This window comes from Clostridium sardiniense, from assembly GCF_016907995.1.
Classification (GTDB): Bacteria; Bacillota; Clostridia; order Clostridiales; family Clostridiaceae; genus Clostridium; species Clostridium sardiniense.
On the sequence record NZ_JAFBDA010000010.1, the window covers coordinates 91,696 to 109,756 of the forward strand.

At 28.1% G+C, this 18,061-nt stretch carries 17 protein-coding genes, 1 tRNA gene and 1 pseudogene; 17 read left to right on the forward strand and 2 right to left on the reverse strand.

The window, feature by feature from the left end; genetic code table 11:
- Positions 1–264 precede the first annotated feature (264 nt).
- Complete coding sequence (locus tag JOC62_RS10235) at positions 265–474, reverse strand: tyrosine-type recombinase/integrase (protein WP_204595171.1); 210 nt, start codon at positions 472–474, stop codon at positions 265–267.
- A gap of 448 nt (positions 475–922) precedes the next feature.
- Between JOC62_RS10235 and fmt the strand changes: the two genes are divergently transcribed.
- The 7 genes and pseudogenes from fmt (at position 923) to JOC62_RS10270 (ending at position 6,140) form a co-directional block, all read left to right on the forward strand.
- The gene (gene fmt / locus JOC62_RS10240) at positions 923–1,876 is read left to right on the forward strand and encodes a methionyl-tRNA formyltransferase (protein WP_204595172.1); all 954 of its coding nucleotides are present in this window, start codon (positions 923–925) and stop codon (positions 1,874–1,876) included.
- Positions 1,877–1,954: 78 nt separating this feature from the next.
- A complete protein-coding gene (locus tag JOC62_RS10245) occupies positions 1,955–2,458 on the forward strand; it encodes a GNAT family N-acetyltransferase (RefSeq protein ID WP_204595173.1) in 504 nt (167 codons plus the stop codon).
- Between the two features lie 746 nt (positions 2,459–3,204).
- A tRNA-Tyr gene (locus JOC62_RS10250) sits at positions 3,205–3,278 on the forward strand.
- A gap of 380 nt (positions 3,279–3,658) precedes the next feature.
- Positions 3,659–3,979 (forward strand): annotated as a pseudogene (locus JOC62_RS10255) (manganese catalase family protein); the annotation flags it as partial.
- Positions 3,980–4,086: 107 nt separating this feature from the next.
- Positions 4,087–4,191, forward strand: a complete 105-nt coding sequence (locus JOC62_RS10260) for a terminase small subunit (protein ID WP_204595175.1) — start codon at positions 4,087–4,089, stop codon at positions 4,189–4,191.
- Between the two features lie 191 nt (positions 4,192–4,382).
- Positions 4,383–5,231 carry an ERF family protein gene (locus tag JOC62_RS10265; RefSeq protein WP_204595176.1) on the forward strand — a complete coding sequence of 283 codons (849 nt, stop codon included), beginning with the start codon at positions 4,383–4,385 and terminating at the stop codon, positions 5,229–5,231.
- 12 nt (positions 5,232–5,243) lie between these two features.
- Complete coding sequence (locus JOC62_RS10270) at positions 5,244–6,140, forward strand: DUF1351 domain-containing protein (RefSeq protein WP_204595177.1); 897 nt, start codon at positions 5,244–5,246, stop codon at positions 6,138–6,140.
- 472 nt (positions 6,141–6,612) lie between these two features.
- On the opposite strand, the gene JOC62_RS10275 is transcribed toward JOC62_RS10270, so the two are convergent.
- Positions 6,613–7,374, reverse strand: a complete 762-nt coding sequence (locus tag JOC62_RS10275; protein WP_341534804.1) for a polysaccharide deacetylase family protein — start codon at positions 7,372–7,374, stop codon at positions 6,613–6,615.
- A gap of 558 nt (positions 7,375–7,932) precedes the next feature.
- Here JOC62_RS10275 and JOC62_RS10280 point away from each other — a divergent pair.
- The 10 genes from JOC62_RS10280 to pflB all read left to right on the forward strand — a co-directional run bounded on the left by JOC62_RS10280 (position 7,933) and on the right by pflB (position 17,912).
- Complete coding sequence (locus JOC62_RS10280; protein WP_204595179.1) at positions 7,933–8,976, forward strand: TDT family transporter; 1,044 nt, start codon at positions 7,933–7,935, stop codon at positions 8,974–8,976.
- A gap of 244 nt (positions 8,977–9,220) precedes the next feature.
- Positions 9,221–9,415, forward strand: a complete 195-nt coding sequence (locus JOC62_RS10285; protein WP_204595180.1) for a hypothetical protein — start codon at positions 9,221–9,223, stop codon at positions 9,413–9,415.
- A 221-nt stretch (positions 9,416–9,636) separates the two neighbouring features.
- Entirely contained in the window at positions 9,637–10,560 is a 924-nt protein-coding gene (gene pyrB, locus JOC62_RS10290) for an aspartate carbamoyltransferase (RefSeq protein WP_204595181.1), read from the forward strand.
- Position 10,561: 1 nt separating this feature from the next.
- Entirely contained in the window at positions 10,562–10,987 is a 426-nt protein-coding gene (locus JOC62_RS10295; protein WP_204595182.1) for an aspartate carbamoyltransferase regulatory subunit, read from the forward strand.
- Between the two features lie 21 nt (positions 10,988–11,008).
- Positions 11,009–12,205, forward strand: a complete 1,197-nt coding sequence (locus JOC62_RS10300) for a dihydroorotase (RefSeq protein WP_204595183.1) — start codon at positions 11,009–11,011, stop codon at positions 12,203–12,205.
- Between the two features lie 14 nt (positions 12,206–12,219).
- Positions 12,220–13,092, forward strand: a complete 873-nt coding sequence (gene pyrF / locus JOC62_RS10305) for an orotidine-5'-phosphate decarboxylase (RefSeq protein WP_204595184.1) — start codon at positions 12,220–12,222, stop codon at positions 13,090–13,092.
- A gap of 14 nt (positions 13,093–13,106) precedes the next feature.
- Entirely contained in the window at positions 13,107–13,847 is a 741-nt protein-coding gene (locus JOC62_RS10310; RefSeq protein ID WP_204595185.1) for a dihydroorotate dehydrogenase electron transfer subunit, read from the forward strand.
- A 12-nt stretch (positions 13,848–13,859) separates the two neighbouring features.
- Entirely contained in the window at positions 13,860–14,756 is an 897-nt protein-coding gene (locus tag JOC62_RS10315; RefSeq protein ID WP_204595186.1) for a dihydroorotate dehydrogenase, read from the forward strand.
- A gap of 30 nt (positions 14,757–14,786) precedes the next feature.
- The gene (gene pyrE / locus JOC62_RS10320; RefSeq protein WP_204595187.1) at positions 14,787–15,461 is read left to right on the forward strand and encodes an orotate phosphoribosyltransferase; all 675 of its coding nucleotides are present in this window, start codon (positions 14,787–14,789) and stop codon (positions 15,459–15,461) included.
- 219 nt (positions 15,462–15,680) lie between these two features.
- The gene (gene pflB, locus JOC62_RS10325) at positions 15,681–17,912 is read left to right on the forward strand and encodes a formate C-acetyltransferase (RefSeq protein WP_204595188.1); all 2,232 of its coding nucleotides are present in this window, start codon (positions 15,681–15,683) and stop codon (positions 17,910–17,912) included.
- Positions 17,913–18,061: the final 149 nt, after the last annotated feature.

Genomic DNA, 18,061 nt, shown 5'->3' on the forward strand with positions numbered 1-18,061 from the left:
CACTCTCAAGTTTGTTCTACATTATGACTAAGTATATGAGCAGCTGTTTTAAAGATCTAATCTATATGCTATAAGTTTTGTTGTGTAAGTATGTCTAAGTACATGTATACATGTATTAAATTTTTACGTAATTGTTTATCTAAGTTTGTTCTCATACTTATCATATATCAGAACTTTTTTCAGTTATTAATCTCTGATCTATATTTAAAGGTCGAGATTTTTTTATTTTCAATAATATCTTTTTAGTACTAGGAGTTAACGGAACTATTCTATTAAAATTTTTCTCTTTATATCAGTTAATCCGAAACAACCATCCTTTTTCTTTTGCCATTGTTTAGTTATAGGTATAGAATTATTTTTAAAATCTATATCATTCCAAGTTAATCCCATAATTTCGCCAACTCTAAGACCACAAGTTAAAGCTAATGATACAATGATTTGATAATCACTATCTTTTTTTAGATAGTAATCCATTATAGTTTTTTCTTCTAAAATACATAAGGCTTTTCTTTTATTAGGTTGCTTATTAATAGGAATACTGTTAAATGGTGTATAGGAAATTGAATATAGATTGATGGAATTAAAAAGAAAGTTAGATTCAAATATAGTGTTAAGAATTTTTTTTTTGAAGATATATATTCTTAATAGATTTACTCGTAAATGATTATTGGATTAAAACAAAAAAAGAAAGAGCACCATAAAAATAAAATATTAAAAGGTAGGTGATATAAATATAGCCTACTAAATTAAAAAAGTTAGCAATATAAGGATTAAGCGAATTAGTTAAGAAAAATTGATCTTTGAAAATTGAATAGTACTATATTTACAAAATATGTTATAATTAGCATATAATTGTAAATTATTGTGCAACTAATGAATAACTACAAAATATATTTTGTATTATCAAAGGAAGGTGTTAATAGTGAAAATAGTTTTTATGGGAACTCCTGATTTTGCAGTTCCCTCATTGAAGAAAATGATAGAGAAATATAATGTAAGTGCGATTGTAACACAACCTGATAAACCAAGTGGAAGAGGGAAAAAGGTAGTAATTTCACCAATCAAAAAGGTAGGACTATCGAATGAAATTCAAATTTTTCAGCCCGAAAAAATAAGATCAGACTCTGTAATTATTGATAAATTAAAAGAAATAAATCCTGATTTTATTATTGTTGTAGCATATGGTCAAATCTTAATTAAGCAAATACTTGACATACCAAAACTTGGATGTATTTGTTTACATGCATCTCGCCTTCCAATGTATAGGGGGGCAGCACCAATAAATTGGAGTTTAATAAATGGTGAAATAAAAACTGGAAATACAACTATACTAATGGATACTGGTATGGATACGGGTGATATGCTTATGAGAAGTGAGTTTGACATATCTGAATCTATGACAGCAGGAGAATTGTACAATTTATTAAAAATAAATGGTGCTGAACTGTTAGAGGAAACAATAAAGGGAATTGCCACAGGTAAAATTTGTGGGGTAAAGCAACAGAGTGATGGAAATTCTTATGTACAGATGCTAAACAAGCAAATGGCAAAGATTAATTGGAATGATAGTAGTATTAACATACATAATTTAATAAGAGGATTGAGTTCTTGGCCATATAAAAATATAAACTCATGGCCAACTGCTCATACTTATTATAAAGATATTCCAATTAAAATATTCAAATCCAAGTCATTAGAGGCAAATATTATTAAACCACCTGGTTATATTATAGATGCAAATAATGAAGGAATTTCAGTCGCCACCAGTAATGGTATTCTGATTATAGAAATATTACAGTTTCCAGGGGGGAAACCTCTTGAGGTAAAAGAATTTTTAAAAGGAAATAAAATAGAAAAAGGTATTGTATTATTATAATCACAATTTATTAATAGTCTATCATAGGAGTAGAATATTATGATTATTGGTTCATAATATATAAGGAGAAATTGGTATATGAAATATATAATAAAAGAATCAGAAAATATAATTTTGAGAAAGACTAAAGTTGAAGATTTAGAATTTGTTATTAATGCAGAACGACAGAAAGAAAATGCTCAATATATAGGTCAATGGCCAAAAGATCAACACACTAATTCATTAGTTAATAAAGACATTCTACATATAATCATTGAAGAATCTGCTACACAGAAACCTATTGGATATTTAATTATATCAGGAATTGAAAATAAAAATAATAGTATAGAATTTAGACGGTTTGTAATATGTGAAAAAGGTACAGGGTTTGGCAAAGGAACATTAAAATTAGTAAAAAAGCTATCTTTTAATGATTTAAAGGCTCATAGATTATGGTTAGATGTAAGAGTAAAAAATATTAGAGCGCAAAACATTTATAAATCGGAAGGGTTTAAAGAAGATGGAGTTTTAAGAGAATGTATTTTTTATAATAATAAATATGAGTCATTGATAGTAATGTCAATTTTAAAAAATGAGTATTAATATTTATAATGTTATTAGGGCCATTATAAATTAAGAAATAGATGATGAAGAAGAAAAAAGGTATTAATATTATATGCCTATTCACAATTAGAAGAAATAAAATATTTAGAATTAAAAATAAATAATATAAAGAATAATTATGAAGGTTGTAAATCAATAGCATATGAGGAAAGAACACAATCTATAAATAAGTTCAATAGTTCAGAATGAGATTATAGATAAGAAAAAATAATTAATAGGACTAAATAGAGATTTAAATAATAAAAGAACATTAAAGGATCGAATAGATAGTATAGTAGAAAGCATGAATGATAGTGAAAGAAAATTAATAGAGTTTAAATATACTAATAGAAATATATATCTTAGAATCAAGCACAATCCATTTTAGGATTTAATGTAGATTACGTTAGAAAAGAAATAAGGTAGGATGCAATAAATAAATTAGGTAAACTATATTTATAGACAGGTGTAAACAAGAAAGATTGGAAATATAAAAATCCCCCAGTTTATACCCAATTTACGCTCAACTAATACCAAAAAGTTTATGTTAGTATATAGATGTATGGATATTAAATGTCATTAGTATTCATCCTATTATTGATAAAAATAGGGATAAAAAAATTAATTTATGGGAAATAATAAAATGTAGAAATAAATAAGGCCAAACTTATAATTGTTTATTAGTTTTTATATAATTTCTCAGACCCTATGTATGATTTAATAGTAGGTGTAAGAGCCTACTTCTTGGAGATATAACTCAAGTGGTAGAGTGAATAGGTTATAAATCTATTGGGTGTGAGTTCAAATCTCGCTATCTTCATCAATATATTTTAGTTACTATATGCTATTATAGAGTTTAATACAGTTCTGTAATGCGTATAGCAAGCTAGAGACTAACAATAGGGATTACATGTGCTATTAGTTTAAGTCTATAAAGAAAAGAGCCTAGTAGTTAATTGAATAGGCTTTTTTTATTATGAATAAATATATATGTACATGTGTATAAATGAATTGTATCAATAATTAATTTTATTCCTCTGTTCTATAAAAAGTAGAAAACATTAAAAATCACTTGTAGAAATATAAGTGATTTTTTATTTTATATACTTAGGAATTATGAAATACTTAAGAAAATTATTTAAATTGAATAATATATTTTTCTAGGTATTTAATGTTCTAAAAAGATAAAGTATGTATGATGTATTAAATAATTTAGGTACTGAAAAAATGGCTCATGCAGAAATGACTGGTACTATGATTTATCAATTAATGGATAATGCGTCAGTTAAAGAGTTAAAAAAGGCTGGACTTGGTGGGCATTATACAGATCATGGTAAAGAACTATATTATTCTGATGCTCAAGGAAATCCATGGACAGCAACTTATATTCAAGCAAAAGATGATGCTATAGCTGATTTACATGAGGATATGGCTGCAGAACAAAAATCTAGAGCAACTTATGAATGGCTTATAAGTTTAACTGATGATGAAGAGGTAAAAGAAATTTTACGTTTCTTAAGATAAAGAGTGGTTGTTTATTTCCAAGGATTTGGAGAAGCATTAATGGATGTTTAAGATAAATGTAAATGGAGAGATCATTAAATTTTAAATAATAAAAAGAGACTATTGTGGAAGAGGTAAAAGATGTATTAGAAAATATTGAGCTTACTGATAAGAAAAGGCACTTTTGCATTTATTATATAAATTATTTTAATGCTGCTAAGGCATATTAGAAAGCATATGAGTGTAGTTATGAATAATCATTATCTAATGGATATAGGATAATGGAAAATAATAGTATAAAAAAGCTTAAGTAACATAAAATCAATAGAGTAATGTTAATTAAATTTGCAAATAATAATTTATATAAAGTAAAACTTATAGGTGAATTATTAAATAAAGTTTTTACTATAGGAGGATTATTATGAATGATTTTATTGAAATAAAAAAAGAAATTGAAGAAATTAATAAAGAAATAAGAGAATTAGGAATTAATATTAAAAATATAAGGTTAAATCAAGATGATGAGATAGATATAATAGATGCAACTAATAGCTTTGATAAAGTATCAGATTTATTTGATAATATAAATATTGATATTAATAATTTACTAGATAATTTTGAGTCAAATAAATTTAATATATATCAAAAAATTCAACAAGCTAGAGTTGAACTACAAAATAGAGAACTTAAGAAAACAGGATATAATAAATTCGCAAACTATAAATATTTTGAATTAGGAGATTTCTTACCTCATATAAATGACGTTTGTTTAAAGATTGGATTATATACAGAGTTTAAATTTACACCACAACAAGCTTGGTTATATATTAGAGATATTGATAATCCAGATATATTTAGAGAGTGGTCAACACCTGTGGAGATTGCCACTTTAAAAGGGTGTAGTGCAATACAAAATATAGGAGGTACTCAAAGTTTTTCAAGAAGATACTTATATATGATGGCTTTTGAGATAGCTGAAACAGATGTTATAGATGGAGGAGCTGTTGATGCAGATGCAGAAGCGGGAAAACAAAAAATAAACAGAGCAAGTGTAATGACTATAAATAATTTAATAGATGAAACTGGAGTAGATAAAAGAAAATTTTTATCCTGGGCTGGTGTAAATAAAGTTGAAGATATACCTAATTCAGCTTTAAATATATGTATTCAAATGCTTAATAAAAAGAAAAAAGATATTGAAATAAAGAAACAACAAGAAGAGTCTCAAGAAGAAGTAGAAAAACATACAGAAGAAGATTTTGAATTTTAGGAGGAAAGTCCTATGAAAGAAATAGAAGTAGAGAAGCAATTACCAGTTATATTAATGAATTTTGATGAAGTTAAATTATCACTAAATGATACAATGAATAAATATAAAGGTATAGTAGTTACAGAAGAAAGTTTAAAAAAGTGTAAAGCAACTCAAAAGGATCTAGCTAAACTTAGAAATAATATAGATAGTTATAGAAAAAATGTAAAAAAGGAAATGGAAAAACCAATAAGAGAATTTGAATCTCAATGTAGAGATCTTATAAAATTGATATCAGAAGTAGAGAAACCAATAAAGGATGGAATTAAAATATATGATGATAAACGGAGAGAAGAAAAAAGACTTAAAGCTATTGAATACATAAAGGAAAGTATAAGAAATCATAAATTAAAAGAAGAGTATGCATCTAAGTTAACTATCAAGGAACAATACTTAAATCTTAGCGGAACATTAAAGAGTATAAAAGAAGATATTGAAATGAGAGCTGCAATATTAGAAAAACAGCAAGAAGATGATAGGGAGAAAAGATTAATATTTGAAGTGTCAATAAGAAATGCAATAAATTCAGTTAATAGAGATATAAAAACTAAACTTACTATGGATGATTTTACATATTATATAGAATTAGGATGGCCCCTGGATAAAATATTAAAGGAGATAAATGACAGAGCAGAAACAATATTAAAGGCAGAAAAAACAGTACAGTATATGGAAAAAAATGTACAAGCAAAAAATAATGAGAATGAGCGTGAAAAAATAGATAATGATATAAAATTATCACAAGATAATGTTAAGTATTTTGTGAACATAGATGTTATACATAATTATGAAATGATAAAATCCTTAAGTAAATATCTGAAAGAGAATGGGTATAAGTATAATGTAAAGGAAAAGAGAGTTATAAAATAATGATATTTATATAGAATAATAGAGATAAAAGTTTAACTTAGTTAACTTTCATAGTACTTAAAAATTTATTATAAAATAAAAGTTTGATAAACAATATGGATATAAATGAAAAAGACTAGAATTAATTCTAGTCTTTTTAATGAGATTAAATGGTATTTTTAATACATTTGTATTTTAATTATTGCCGAAAATTAAAAGTTTATACAAAATTAATTAGTCAAAATATATTATAGAACTATATAATAATTGAAATAACTACGTTTTATAAGATTATATAAATGTTTATTATTTACAAAATTGTTATGTAAGATAATGTAATAAATAATTGGAATTAGTTTCTGATTAATAGAGTAAATATTAAGATAGTTATTTATTATAAAAAGCTAAAATGATTTTTTATTAATCATTTTAGCTTTTTTAATTTCGTGTATTTATGTTAAATTAAAAATTAGAAAGCGTATACTAAGAATTCCTATTTTATTGTTTTGAATTCAAAACCTTTATCTTTAAAATATTTAATTATCTGAGGTAAAGCTTTTACAGTTTCATCTTTTCCATATGCATCATGCATTAAAACCACGATATTGTCTGCATCTTCACCGAGCTTCTTAACGGTCTTTTTTAGATACATAACTAATTCTTGTGCATTTTTCTTTTTTCCTTCTGCATCACCATTTAAAGCATTCCAATCAATATTTTGAATTTCAAGTTCATTCAGCTTATTTTTTAATGCTTCCTTGCCATTCCATGTACGATATCCACCTGGTAATCTAATAATTCTAGTAAAGAAATCCTTGCCCAAAATACTTTGCATTAACTTTTCATTTTTATGTAAATCATCAATAACATGATCTACATTTATGGTCCTACTTGGATAAAGGTAATGGTAGTTATGACTATATGTATGATTTCCTATGGCATGTCCGTTGGTAGCAATTTCTTTTAATAATTCTTTAGCTTCATCATTAGCATTTAATGATACTCCAGTTACAAAAAATGTTGCTTTAATCTTGTGTTTATCTAGAACTTTAAGTAAAGCTGGAGTATTTGTTGTTGATGGACCGTCATCAAAGGTTAAATAAACCACTTTTTTTCTATCATTCCTAACGGGATATTGTTTGTAACCTTTATATAAATCATTCATAAATTTAGATACGATTAATGCATCATCTGCATTAGGATCATCCTTTAATTGTAAGTAATAAGAAGTACCCAATTCATTTTCAGATGCCACAACTTCTGTGTTATTAGAATTATGTTTTATTATTGTAAATAATGAGATCCATATTATTAATATAATTATAAAAGGAATTAGGATTATTTTTTTCGGTTTGGTGAATTTCGGTTTCCTATTATCTGAATTCATATTAAGTCCTCCTTACTTATATAAGTAAATCAATACCTTTAGTATATTACTCAATAAGATTTTTATTCTTTAATTATATAAGAATAGATAATATAATGAATTAATATAAAAATTTAATAGTATGGCAAGAAATATATGAAAGTTACACAGCTTAATTTCGTCATATATAAGAGTTTACATTAATAGTAAATTTAAAAAAAGCTTAACAACATATTTTAATATGTTGTTAAGCTTTTTTTAGCTATATAAAATTAGTATTAATAAATTGATAAGAGTAATGAATTTAAATTTTGCGGGTATATTATGAGAATATAGAAAAAGTTATATATAACTAAATGCATATAATATATATATAAAAATACTCTTTCACTTATCTATTTTTATTATATATAATTAATCATGTAAATAATATACGGAGGAATCAATATGAATCAAAAGAAGAGTTTAATAAGTAAATTAGAGAATTATCCAATAGGTATATGTGGAACTTCTCTTGGTTTAATAACAGTAAGTACAGCATGGCAAATAAATGGAATAAATTTTTTAAAGCCATTAGCAATAATATTTACAATTTTAGCATTATCATTAATGTTTATAAGAATAGTAGTATTTCCTAAAAAAATTATACAAGAGATAAAACATCCAGTGTTAGGAAGCTTTTATCCAACAATAGATATGGGATTAATGTTAATAGCAGCATACTTCTTAAATGTTGCACCAAGATTTGCAAAAGGGTTATGGCTTGCATGTATAATTGTACATTTTATATTATTCATAGTTTTCTTTGCATTTAGAATAAAAGGTTTTAAGCTTGAACATATGGTTCCAAGTTGGTTCGTAGTTTGGGTTGGAGTAGTTGTTGCTTGCGTTACAAGTACAGGAATGGGATATGATAAATTAGCACAATGGTTATTTTATTTTGGATTTATTATATATATAATAACTTGGCCAATAATGCTATATAGAGTATTTAATCATAAAGCTATAGAAGAGCATCATCTACCTACAATAGGAATAATGGCAGCTCCAGCTAGCCTTTGTTTAGTTGGATATATTACTGCCTTTAAAACTTTAAACCCTATAATTCTAGGAGTATTAATAGTTATTTCAATAATAAATTTATTATTAGTTTATACATATATAGTAGGTTTTATAAAAAAAGGCTTTGCACCAATATATGCATCACTTACATTCCCGCTTGCAATTAGTATTATGGCTGCTTATAAAGTAAGTGAATATTTAATGAAGGTAGGAGGAGTAGGAGCCGGAGTTTTTAAAGTATTAGGAGATATTGAAATATTTATAGGAACAGGAGTAATCTTCTATGTAGTATTTAACTTCTTATTGTTATTTGTAAAAGCTATAAGTCCAAGAGCAGAAGAAACTTTAGAATTAGAAGAATCTTTACTTGGAAAAACTACTAAAGAAGAAACTTTACCAGATAATACAGTAGAAGAATTATTAAAATAATATCAGCTAACTAATCTTTAATAAAATAAAGATTAAGATAAATTTATAATTAACAGTATCAAAACAAAACATTAACTTAAAAAACATCAATTTAAACAAACATTAACTTAAACAAAATAATAATTTAAAGAAAACTCCTAGAGTTTAAATTCTAGGGGTTTTCTTTTTTATTTAAAAATAATTCTAAAGAGTTTACATAATGAATATATTATAAATAAGTATTTGAGAGGTGGTGACTACTATATTGTATGGAATAAAAGAGAAGATAAATTCTGCAATTATAAATAAGAGAAATATAGATAAGATAGAGATTCCTGTATCTAAAGAGGAAAAAGAAATAATAGAAAAACTTGCAAAGTTACATAAACTTGATACTAAGGACTTTATAAGATGGGTAGTATTAAATAAATTTCTAAATGATTTTATAAAAATAAATTAAAAATATTGACAGTTAATGTTTAACATGGTATTCTACAGAAAAGATAACCTTTAATTTGATCCAGAGAGATCAGTAAGGAAGTAATAGTAATGCAATTGTATCGTAGAATAACTGCGTCTTCCTTATGTCTTGTGAGGAAGACTTTTTTTATATACTTATACAATTGTAAGAAAATATTTCCCTTTTAATTTAACACAGAGAGGTTAAGAAGGAGTGAAATTATGTTAAAAGATAAACATTTAATCGATCCTATGGATTTTACTATAGGACAACTAGAAGAAATTTTCAAATTAGCACATCAAATTATTGAAAATCCAAAGGAATATTCTCATATATGTGATGGGAAAATCCTAGCGACTCTATTTTATGAACCTAGTACAAGAACAAGATTTAGCTTTGAAGCAGCTATGATGAGACTAGGTGGAAATATCTTAGGTTTTTCAGAACCAAATTCAAGTTCAGCATCTAAGGGAGAAACCCTTGCAGATACTATAAAAATGGTATCAATCTATTCAGATATTATAACAATGAGACATCCAAGAGAAGGCTCTGCAAGAGTTGCAAGTATGTACTCAGAGGTACCAGTTATAAATGCAGGAGATGGTGGACATCAACATCCAACTCAAACATTAACAGATTTATTAACAATAGAAACTTTAAAAGGAAGTCTTTCAAATCAAACAATTGGTTTATGTGGAGATTTAAAATATGGACGAACAGTGCATTCATTAATAAAGGCAATGTCTAGGTATGAAGGTAATAAATTTGTATTAATATCACCAAAGGAACTTCAAATACCAGATTATATAAGAGATGAAATCTTAAAAAAGAATAATATAGAATTTAAAGAAGTTGAAAGATTAGAAGATGTAATAGAAGAAGTAGATATACTTTACATGACAAGAATTCAAAAAGAAAGATTCTTTAATGAGAAAGAATACTTAAGACTTAAAGATAGTTATATATTAGATATGGACAAGATGAATTTAGCTAAGGAAGATATGATAGTTATGCATCCACTACCAAGAGTAAATGAAATTGCTGTAGAAGTTGATTCAGATAAGAGAGCTGCTTACTTTAAGCAAGCTGAATATGGAATGTATGCAAGAATGGCGTTAATATGTAAACTTTTGGGGGTATGTTAATATGTTAGAAATTACAAGTATAAAAAATGGATTAGTTATAGACCATATACAAGCTGGAATTGGAATTAAAATATTTAACCACCTAAATTTAGAAGAATCAGATTTAAGCGTAGCATTAATAATGAATGTTAAAAGTAATACTTTAGGTAAAAAAGATATTATAAAAATTGAAGGAATACAAGAAATAGATTATAGAGTATTAGCAATGCTTTCACCTAATATAACAATAAATGAAGTTAGAGATGAAAAAATAGTTAACAAGCTAATACCAGAACTTCCAGAGAAAGTTGAAAATATAATTACTTGTGATAATGTAAGATGTATAACAACTGATGAAAATTATGTTCCTCAAATATTTAACTTAGTAGATAGAGATAAAGCAACTTATAAATGTGAGTATTGTGATCACATAATGAAACTAGTATAAGAGCTTAAAGAGGTGCTTGATTTGAATATATTAATAAAGAATGCAAATGTAATTGATTCATGCCAAAACTTTTTTGGTGATGTTTATATAGAAAATGGAAAAATAAAAGAAGTAGGTATAGATATAAGTAAAAGTGGAGTAGAAACTATAGATGCAAATGGATTAACTTTAATGCCATCATTTGTTGATACTCATGCCCACTTTAGAGATCCTGGACTTACTTATAAAGAAGATCTAGAGACTGGATCTAGATCTGCACTTAGAGGTGGATATACAGGAGTATGTTTAATGGGAAACACTAGTCCTATATGTTCAACTAAGGAAGTTTTAAATTATGTCAAAGAAAAGGAAGAGAAGTTAAACCTTATAGATATACACCAATGTGTAACAATAACAAAGAATTTTGATGGGAAAACAATATCACACTTAGAAGAATTTAAAAATGATTCTAGAGTGAGAGCAATATCAGATGATGGAGTTGGAGTATCAGATTCAAGAGTTATGATGGAAGCTATGAAGATAGCAAAAGAAAATGACTGGATAGTTATGTCTCATGCAGAGTCAGGTGAATTTTCAGATATAGATATGCGACTTGCAGAAAATATGATGACTTGGAGAGATATAACACTTGCAAAGGTTACAGAAGCTAAGCTTCATATGGCTCATGTAAGTACTAAAGAAGCTATGCAATATATAATAGATGGAAAATGCAAAGGGGTACAAGTAACTTGTGAAGTTACCCCACATCATATTGCACTAACTAATGATGTTAGTAATTATAGAGTTAATCCTCCAATAAGGGAAAGAGAAGATGTTGACTTTTTAATTAAAGCAATAAGTCATGGGGATGTAGATTGTATAGGAACAGATCATGCACCGCATACTTATGAAGATAAAAAGAAAGGTTCACCAGGGATGGTAGGACTAGAAACAGCTTTTCCAATATGTTATACAAAACTTGTAAAAGATGGAGTTATATCAATAAATAAGCTATCAGAGATGATGTCAAGAAATCCAGCTAATATATTAAAGATGAATAAGGGTAATATTAGTATTGGATTAGATGGAGATGTAGTTTTAATAGATCCAAATAAAAAGATAGTTATAAATTCAGAGGAGTTCCACTCAAAAGGGAAAAATACACCATTTGAAGGTATGGAGTTCTATGGTGAAGTAGTTATGACAATAAAAGGTGGAAGAGTTTTATATAAAAAATAGTGGGGGATTAAAAGATGAAGAGTAGAATAATAGATAAATTATATAATAGAGTTAATGAAAGAGGAGTGGTGTGTGTTGGTCTTGACACATCACTTGACTACATACCAAGTTTTATAAAAGAGGGAAAGTCAAATAAAGATGCTATTGTTGAGTTTAATAAGGCAATAATTGATGCAACATTTGATGTAGCTGCATGCTTTAAAGTGCAAATAGCTTATTATGAGGCATTAGGCATTGAAGGACTAGAAGCTTACAGAGATACATTAGCATACCTTAGAGAAAAGGGTGAAATAATTATAGCTGATATAAAAAGAGGGGATATTGCAGCTACAGCAACAATGTACGCTAAAGCTCATTTTGAAGGCGACTTTGAAGCAGACTTTATAACATTAAGTCCATATATGGGGATGGATAGCATAGAGCCATATATACCTTATATAGAAGGTGGAGATAAAGGAATATTTAGCTTAGTTAGAACTTCAAATAAAGGAGCAAAAGATATAGAGTATATCAAAACTCCAGCTGGAAGAAATGTTTATGATATAGTTGGCGAAAAGGTATTAAACATGGGAAGAGAATATATGGGTGAATGTGGATATACTCCAATGGGTGGAGTAATTGGATGTACACATATAGAAGAAGGTGCAAAGATTAGAGAAACTTTAAAGGAAATGTTTTTCTTAATACCAGGATATGGAGCGCAAGGTGGAAAGGCTGAAGATGTTGCAATGTATCTTAATAATGGAAACGGAGGAGTAGTAAACTCTTCAAGAGGAATACTTCTAGCTTATAAAAATAATAAAGCTTCTGAGAAAGACTTTGCAAAAGGTGCTAGAGAAGAAGTAATTAGAATGAGAGACGAAATAAGATCAGCGTGTAATAGATAGGGAGGATTTTGACTATGGGTATTGTCTATAAAGATGTTACTGTACTTAGTAATGATGAGATAGCAAAAGGGATATTTAAATTAGTAGTAAAAGATGAGAATGAGATAAAGTGTGGTCAATTTTATATGCTTAAAGTCAAAAATGCACTTCTTCCAAGGCCTATAAGTATTTGTGAAAAAGAAGATGATAAGCTTACATTTCTTTATGCAGTAGTTGGTACTGGAACAGAAGAAATAAGCAAGATTAAGGAATTAGATGAAATAAAAATTACAGGACCTTTAGGAAATGGATTTAATGTAAATGAAAAGTTAGGTAGAGTTGCTTTAGTATCTGGAGGGATAGGAACTGCACCTATGCTTCAAGTAGCTAAAGAACTTAGAGAAAAAAATAATGCATCTAATATAGATCTATATGCAGGATTTAGAGATGATGTATATTTAATAAATGACTTTGAAAAGTATGTAGACAATATAAATATAACAACTAATACAGGAAAGCACGGAAAGAAAGGTTTTGTAACAGAAGTCTTAAATCCAAGAGATTATGATGTAGTTTTATGTTGTGGACCGGAAGTTATGATGAAAAAGGTAGTAGAAATGTGCAAAGAATGTGGTACAAAGATATTTGTATCAATGGAAAAACATATGGCTTGTGGAGTCGGAGCATGCTTAGTTTGCACATGTAAGACAAAGGATGGGCATAAGAGAACTTGTAAAGATGGACCAGTATTTGATGGAAACTATGTAGAACTGTAGAGGAGGAGTTATATGCTAAAGGTTAATATAAATGGAGTAGAATTTAAGAATCCTGTTATAGCAGCTTCAGGTACATTTGGATTTGGAGAAGAATATAAAGATTTCTATGATGTTGGTATACTAGGTGGAATATCATCAAAGGGATTAACTATAAATCCAAAGGATGGAAATGAAGGAATAAGAGTATATGAAACTCCAAGTGGTATGATGAATTCAGTTGGACTTCAAAATCCAGGAATAGATCACTTTATAGAACATGAATTGAAGAAAATGAAAAAGCTTAATACTAATGTAATTGCAAATGTTGGTGGTGGTTGTATGGAAGATTATGAAGAGGCCATAATTAAGCTTAATAATACAGATATTGATATGATAGAACTTAATATATCATGTCCAAATGTAAAATCAGGTGGTATGGCTTTTGGAATAAGATCAGAAGTTGCATATGATGTTGTCAGCAAAATAAAGAGTATCGCTAATAAACCTCTTATGGTGAAATTATCACCAAATGCAGAAAATATAGTGGAAATGGCTGTAAAATGTAGAGAAGCTGGGGCTGATTCATTATCTTTAATAAATACATTAAAAGGATTTGCTATTGATATAAATAAAAGAAAACCAGTATTTAATAATACATATGCAGGGTTATCAGGACCAGCTATAAAACCAATAGCACTTAGAATGGTACACGAAGTATCAAAGGCGGTTGATATACCGGTGGTAGGACTAGGTGGAATTTCTAATTGGAAAGATGCAATTGAGTTTATGATGGCGGGAGCATCAGCTATACAGATTGGAACTGTTAATTTTACAAATCCAATGGCAGGAAAAGAAATAATAGAAGGAATGGAAAATTTCTTAATAAAAGAAGGAATAAAAGATATTAACGAGATAATAGGGATTGTTTAAAATTTAACGAAAATTTGGAGGTTTTTTAGTATGAAAGCGTATAAAAAAGAGTTTATAGAGTTTATGGTAGAGTGTGGAGTTCTTACATTTGGAGATTTTGTAACAAAGAGCGGAAGAAAAACACCATTTTTTGTAAATACAGGAAATTACAAAAAAGGAAGTCAACTAAAGAGACTTGGAGAGTTTTATGCAGAAGCTATAAAGGAGAATTTTGGAGAAGAATTTAATGTTTTATTTGGACCTGCATATAAAGGAATTCCATTAACAGTTACAACTTCAATTGCATTATCAGACATGTATAATATAGATGTAGATTACTGTTCTAATAGAAAAGAAGTTAAAGATCATGGAGATAAGGGAATACTTCTTGGTGCTAATTTAAAAGATGGAGATAAAGTTTTAATAGTTGAAGATGTAACAACAGCAGGTACGTCAATATACGAAACAATGCCTATTTTAAAGGGACAAGGGGAGATTGATGTTACTGGACTTATAATATCTGTAGATAGGATGGAACGAGGAAAAGGAGAAAAATCTGCCTTAAATGAAATAAAAGAAAAGTTTGGATTTAAGACATGTGCTATAGTAACTATGGAAGAAGTAATAGAGTATCTTTATAACAGAAAAATAAATGATAAAGTAATAATAGATGATGAAATTATGGAAAGAATAAATAATTATTATAAGCAATATGGTGCAAAGTAAAAACAAGCTCATAAAAATGAAAAATATTGTTAAAAAAATATAAAAAAAGGACTAATTGTTAAAAAAACTTTTACATTTAGTCCTTTTTCGTTTAAAATATAAAGTGAAAGAAGGTTAGATTAATGATAGCAAGTTTCAAATGAAAATAATTATTGACTGTGAAAAATTTATCATTTATAATTTAATCATAAATTAATATGAAAGAGAGGCGACGCATTAATGTTTAGGGAATGGGAAGGCTTTAAAGAAGGAAATTGGCAAAAAGAAATTGATGTCAGAAACTTTATTCAAAATAATTATACTCCATATGAGGGAGATGATTCTTTCTTAAAGGGAGCAACTGAAAATACAACTAAGTTATGGGATGAAGTAAGTGAGCTATTTAAGAAGGAAAGAGAAAATGGTGGAGTTTTAGATGTTGATACTAAAACAGTATCAGGAATAAATGAATATGCGCCTGGCTATATAGACCAAGCAATAGAAAAGATAGTGGGTGTACAAACTGACGCTCCACTTAAGAGAGCTGTTATGCCACAAGGTGGTATAAGAATGGCAGAAAATGCAGCTAAAGCTTATGGATATGAGGTTGATGGTAGAATATCAGAAATATTCACTAAGCACAGAAAGACTCATAACCAAGGTGTATTTGATGCATATACTGATGAAATGAAGTTAGCTAGAAAATATGGTATAGTAACAGGACTTCCAGATGCTTATGGTAGAGGAAGAATTATAGGTGACTATAGAAGAGTTGCTTTATATGGTGTAGATAGATTAATAGAAGACAAGATGGCTCAAAAGAAGAGCTTAGAAGTTAATACTATTGATGCAGATGTAATTCAATTAAGAGAAGAAATTAGCGATCAAATAGTAGCTTTAAAAGAACTTAAAGCAATGGGATCAAGCTATGGATTTGATTTATCAAAGCCTGCAATGAATGCTAAAGAAGCTGTTCAATGGGTTTACTTTGCATACTTAGCTGCAATTAAGCAACAAAATGGTGCTGCTATGTCATTAGGTAGAACTTCTACTTTCTTAGACATATATATTCAAAGAGATTTAGATGCAGGAGTAATCACTGAAGAAGAAGCTCAAGAAATAATGGACCATTTCGTAATGAAACTTAGATTAGTTAAGTTCTTAAGAACACCAGAATACAATGATTTATTCTCAGGAGATCCAACTTGGGTAACTGAATCAATTGGTGGTATGGGATTAAATGGAAAGAGTTTAGTTACTAAGAATTCATTTAGAGTTCTTAATACACTTTATACATTAGGACCATCACCTGAACCAAACTTAACAGTACTATGGTCAACTAGATTACCTCAAAACTTCAAAGATTTCTGTTCAAAGGTATCTATTGATACAAGTTCAGTTCAATATGAAAATGATGATTTAATGACAGAATACTGGGGAGATGACTACGCTATTGCTTGTTGTGTATCTGCAATGAGAATAGGTAAGCAAATGCAATTCTTCGGTGCAAGAGTTAACTTAGCTAAGACTTTACTTTACACTATAAATGGTGGTATAGATGAAAAGTCAGGAGTACAAGTAGCACCTAAGATGGCACCTATAACAAGTGATTATTTAGATTACAATGAAGTTATGGAAAAATTTGATGTAATGACAGACTGGTTAGCAAACCTTTATGTTAATACTTTAAACTGTATCCACTACATGCATGACAAGTATTCATATGAATCACTTCAAATGGCATTACATGATAGAGATGTATTTAGAACAATGGCTTGCGGTATAGCTGGTTTATCAGTTTGTGCTGACTCTTTATCAGCTATTAAGTATGCTAAGGTTAAGCCAATAAGAAACGAAGAAGGAATTGCTATTGATTTCGAAGTTGAAGGAGATTTCCCTAAATACGGAAATGATGATGATAGAGTTGATGAAATAGCTGTATTCTTAGTTAAGAATATGATGGAAAAGATCAGAAAGAATAAGACTTACAGAAATTCATACCATACTCAATCTGTATTAACTATAACTTCAAACGTAGTATACGGTAAGAAGACAGGAACAACTCCTTGTGGAAGAAAAGCTGGAGAACCATTTGCACCAGGAGCTAATCCAATGCATGGTAGAGATTCAAGTGGATCACTTGCATCATTAAATTCAGTTGCTAAGCTTCCATATGAGCATTCACAAGATGGTATATCAAATACTTTCTCAATAGTTCCAGATGCTTTAGGAAAGTCAAAGGAAGATAGAATATCTAATTTAAGCAATATGTTAGATGGATACTTTGGTCAAAAAGCACATCACTTAAATGTTAATGTATTTAACAGAGAGACATTATTAGATGCAATGGAAAGACCAGAAGAATATCCACAATTAACTATCAGAGTTTCAGGATATGCTGTAAACTTCATCAAGTTAACTAGAGAGCAACAACTTGATGTTATAAACAGAACATTCCACTCAAGAATGTAATATTTATACTATTAAAATGTAGTATCAATTAAATTATCCTCTGCTAGGGTTATACTTAGCAGGGGATATGTATTATAATTTTAAATAAGTAATTGATGATTTAAAATTTATAAATAGAAGTTATATTTATAAACTTTAAATCATCAATT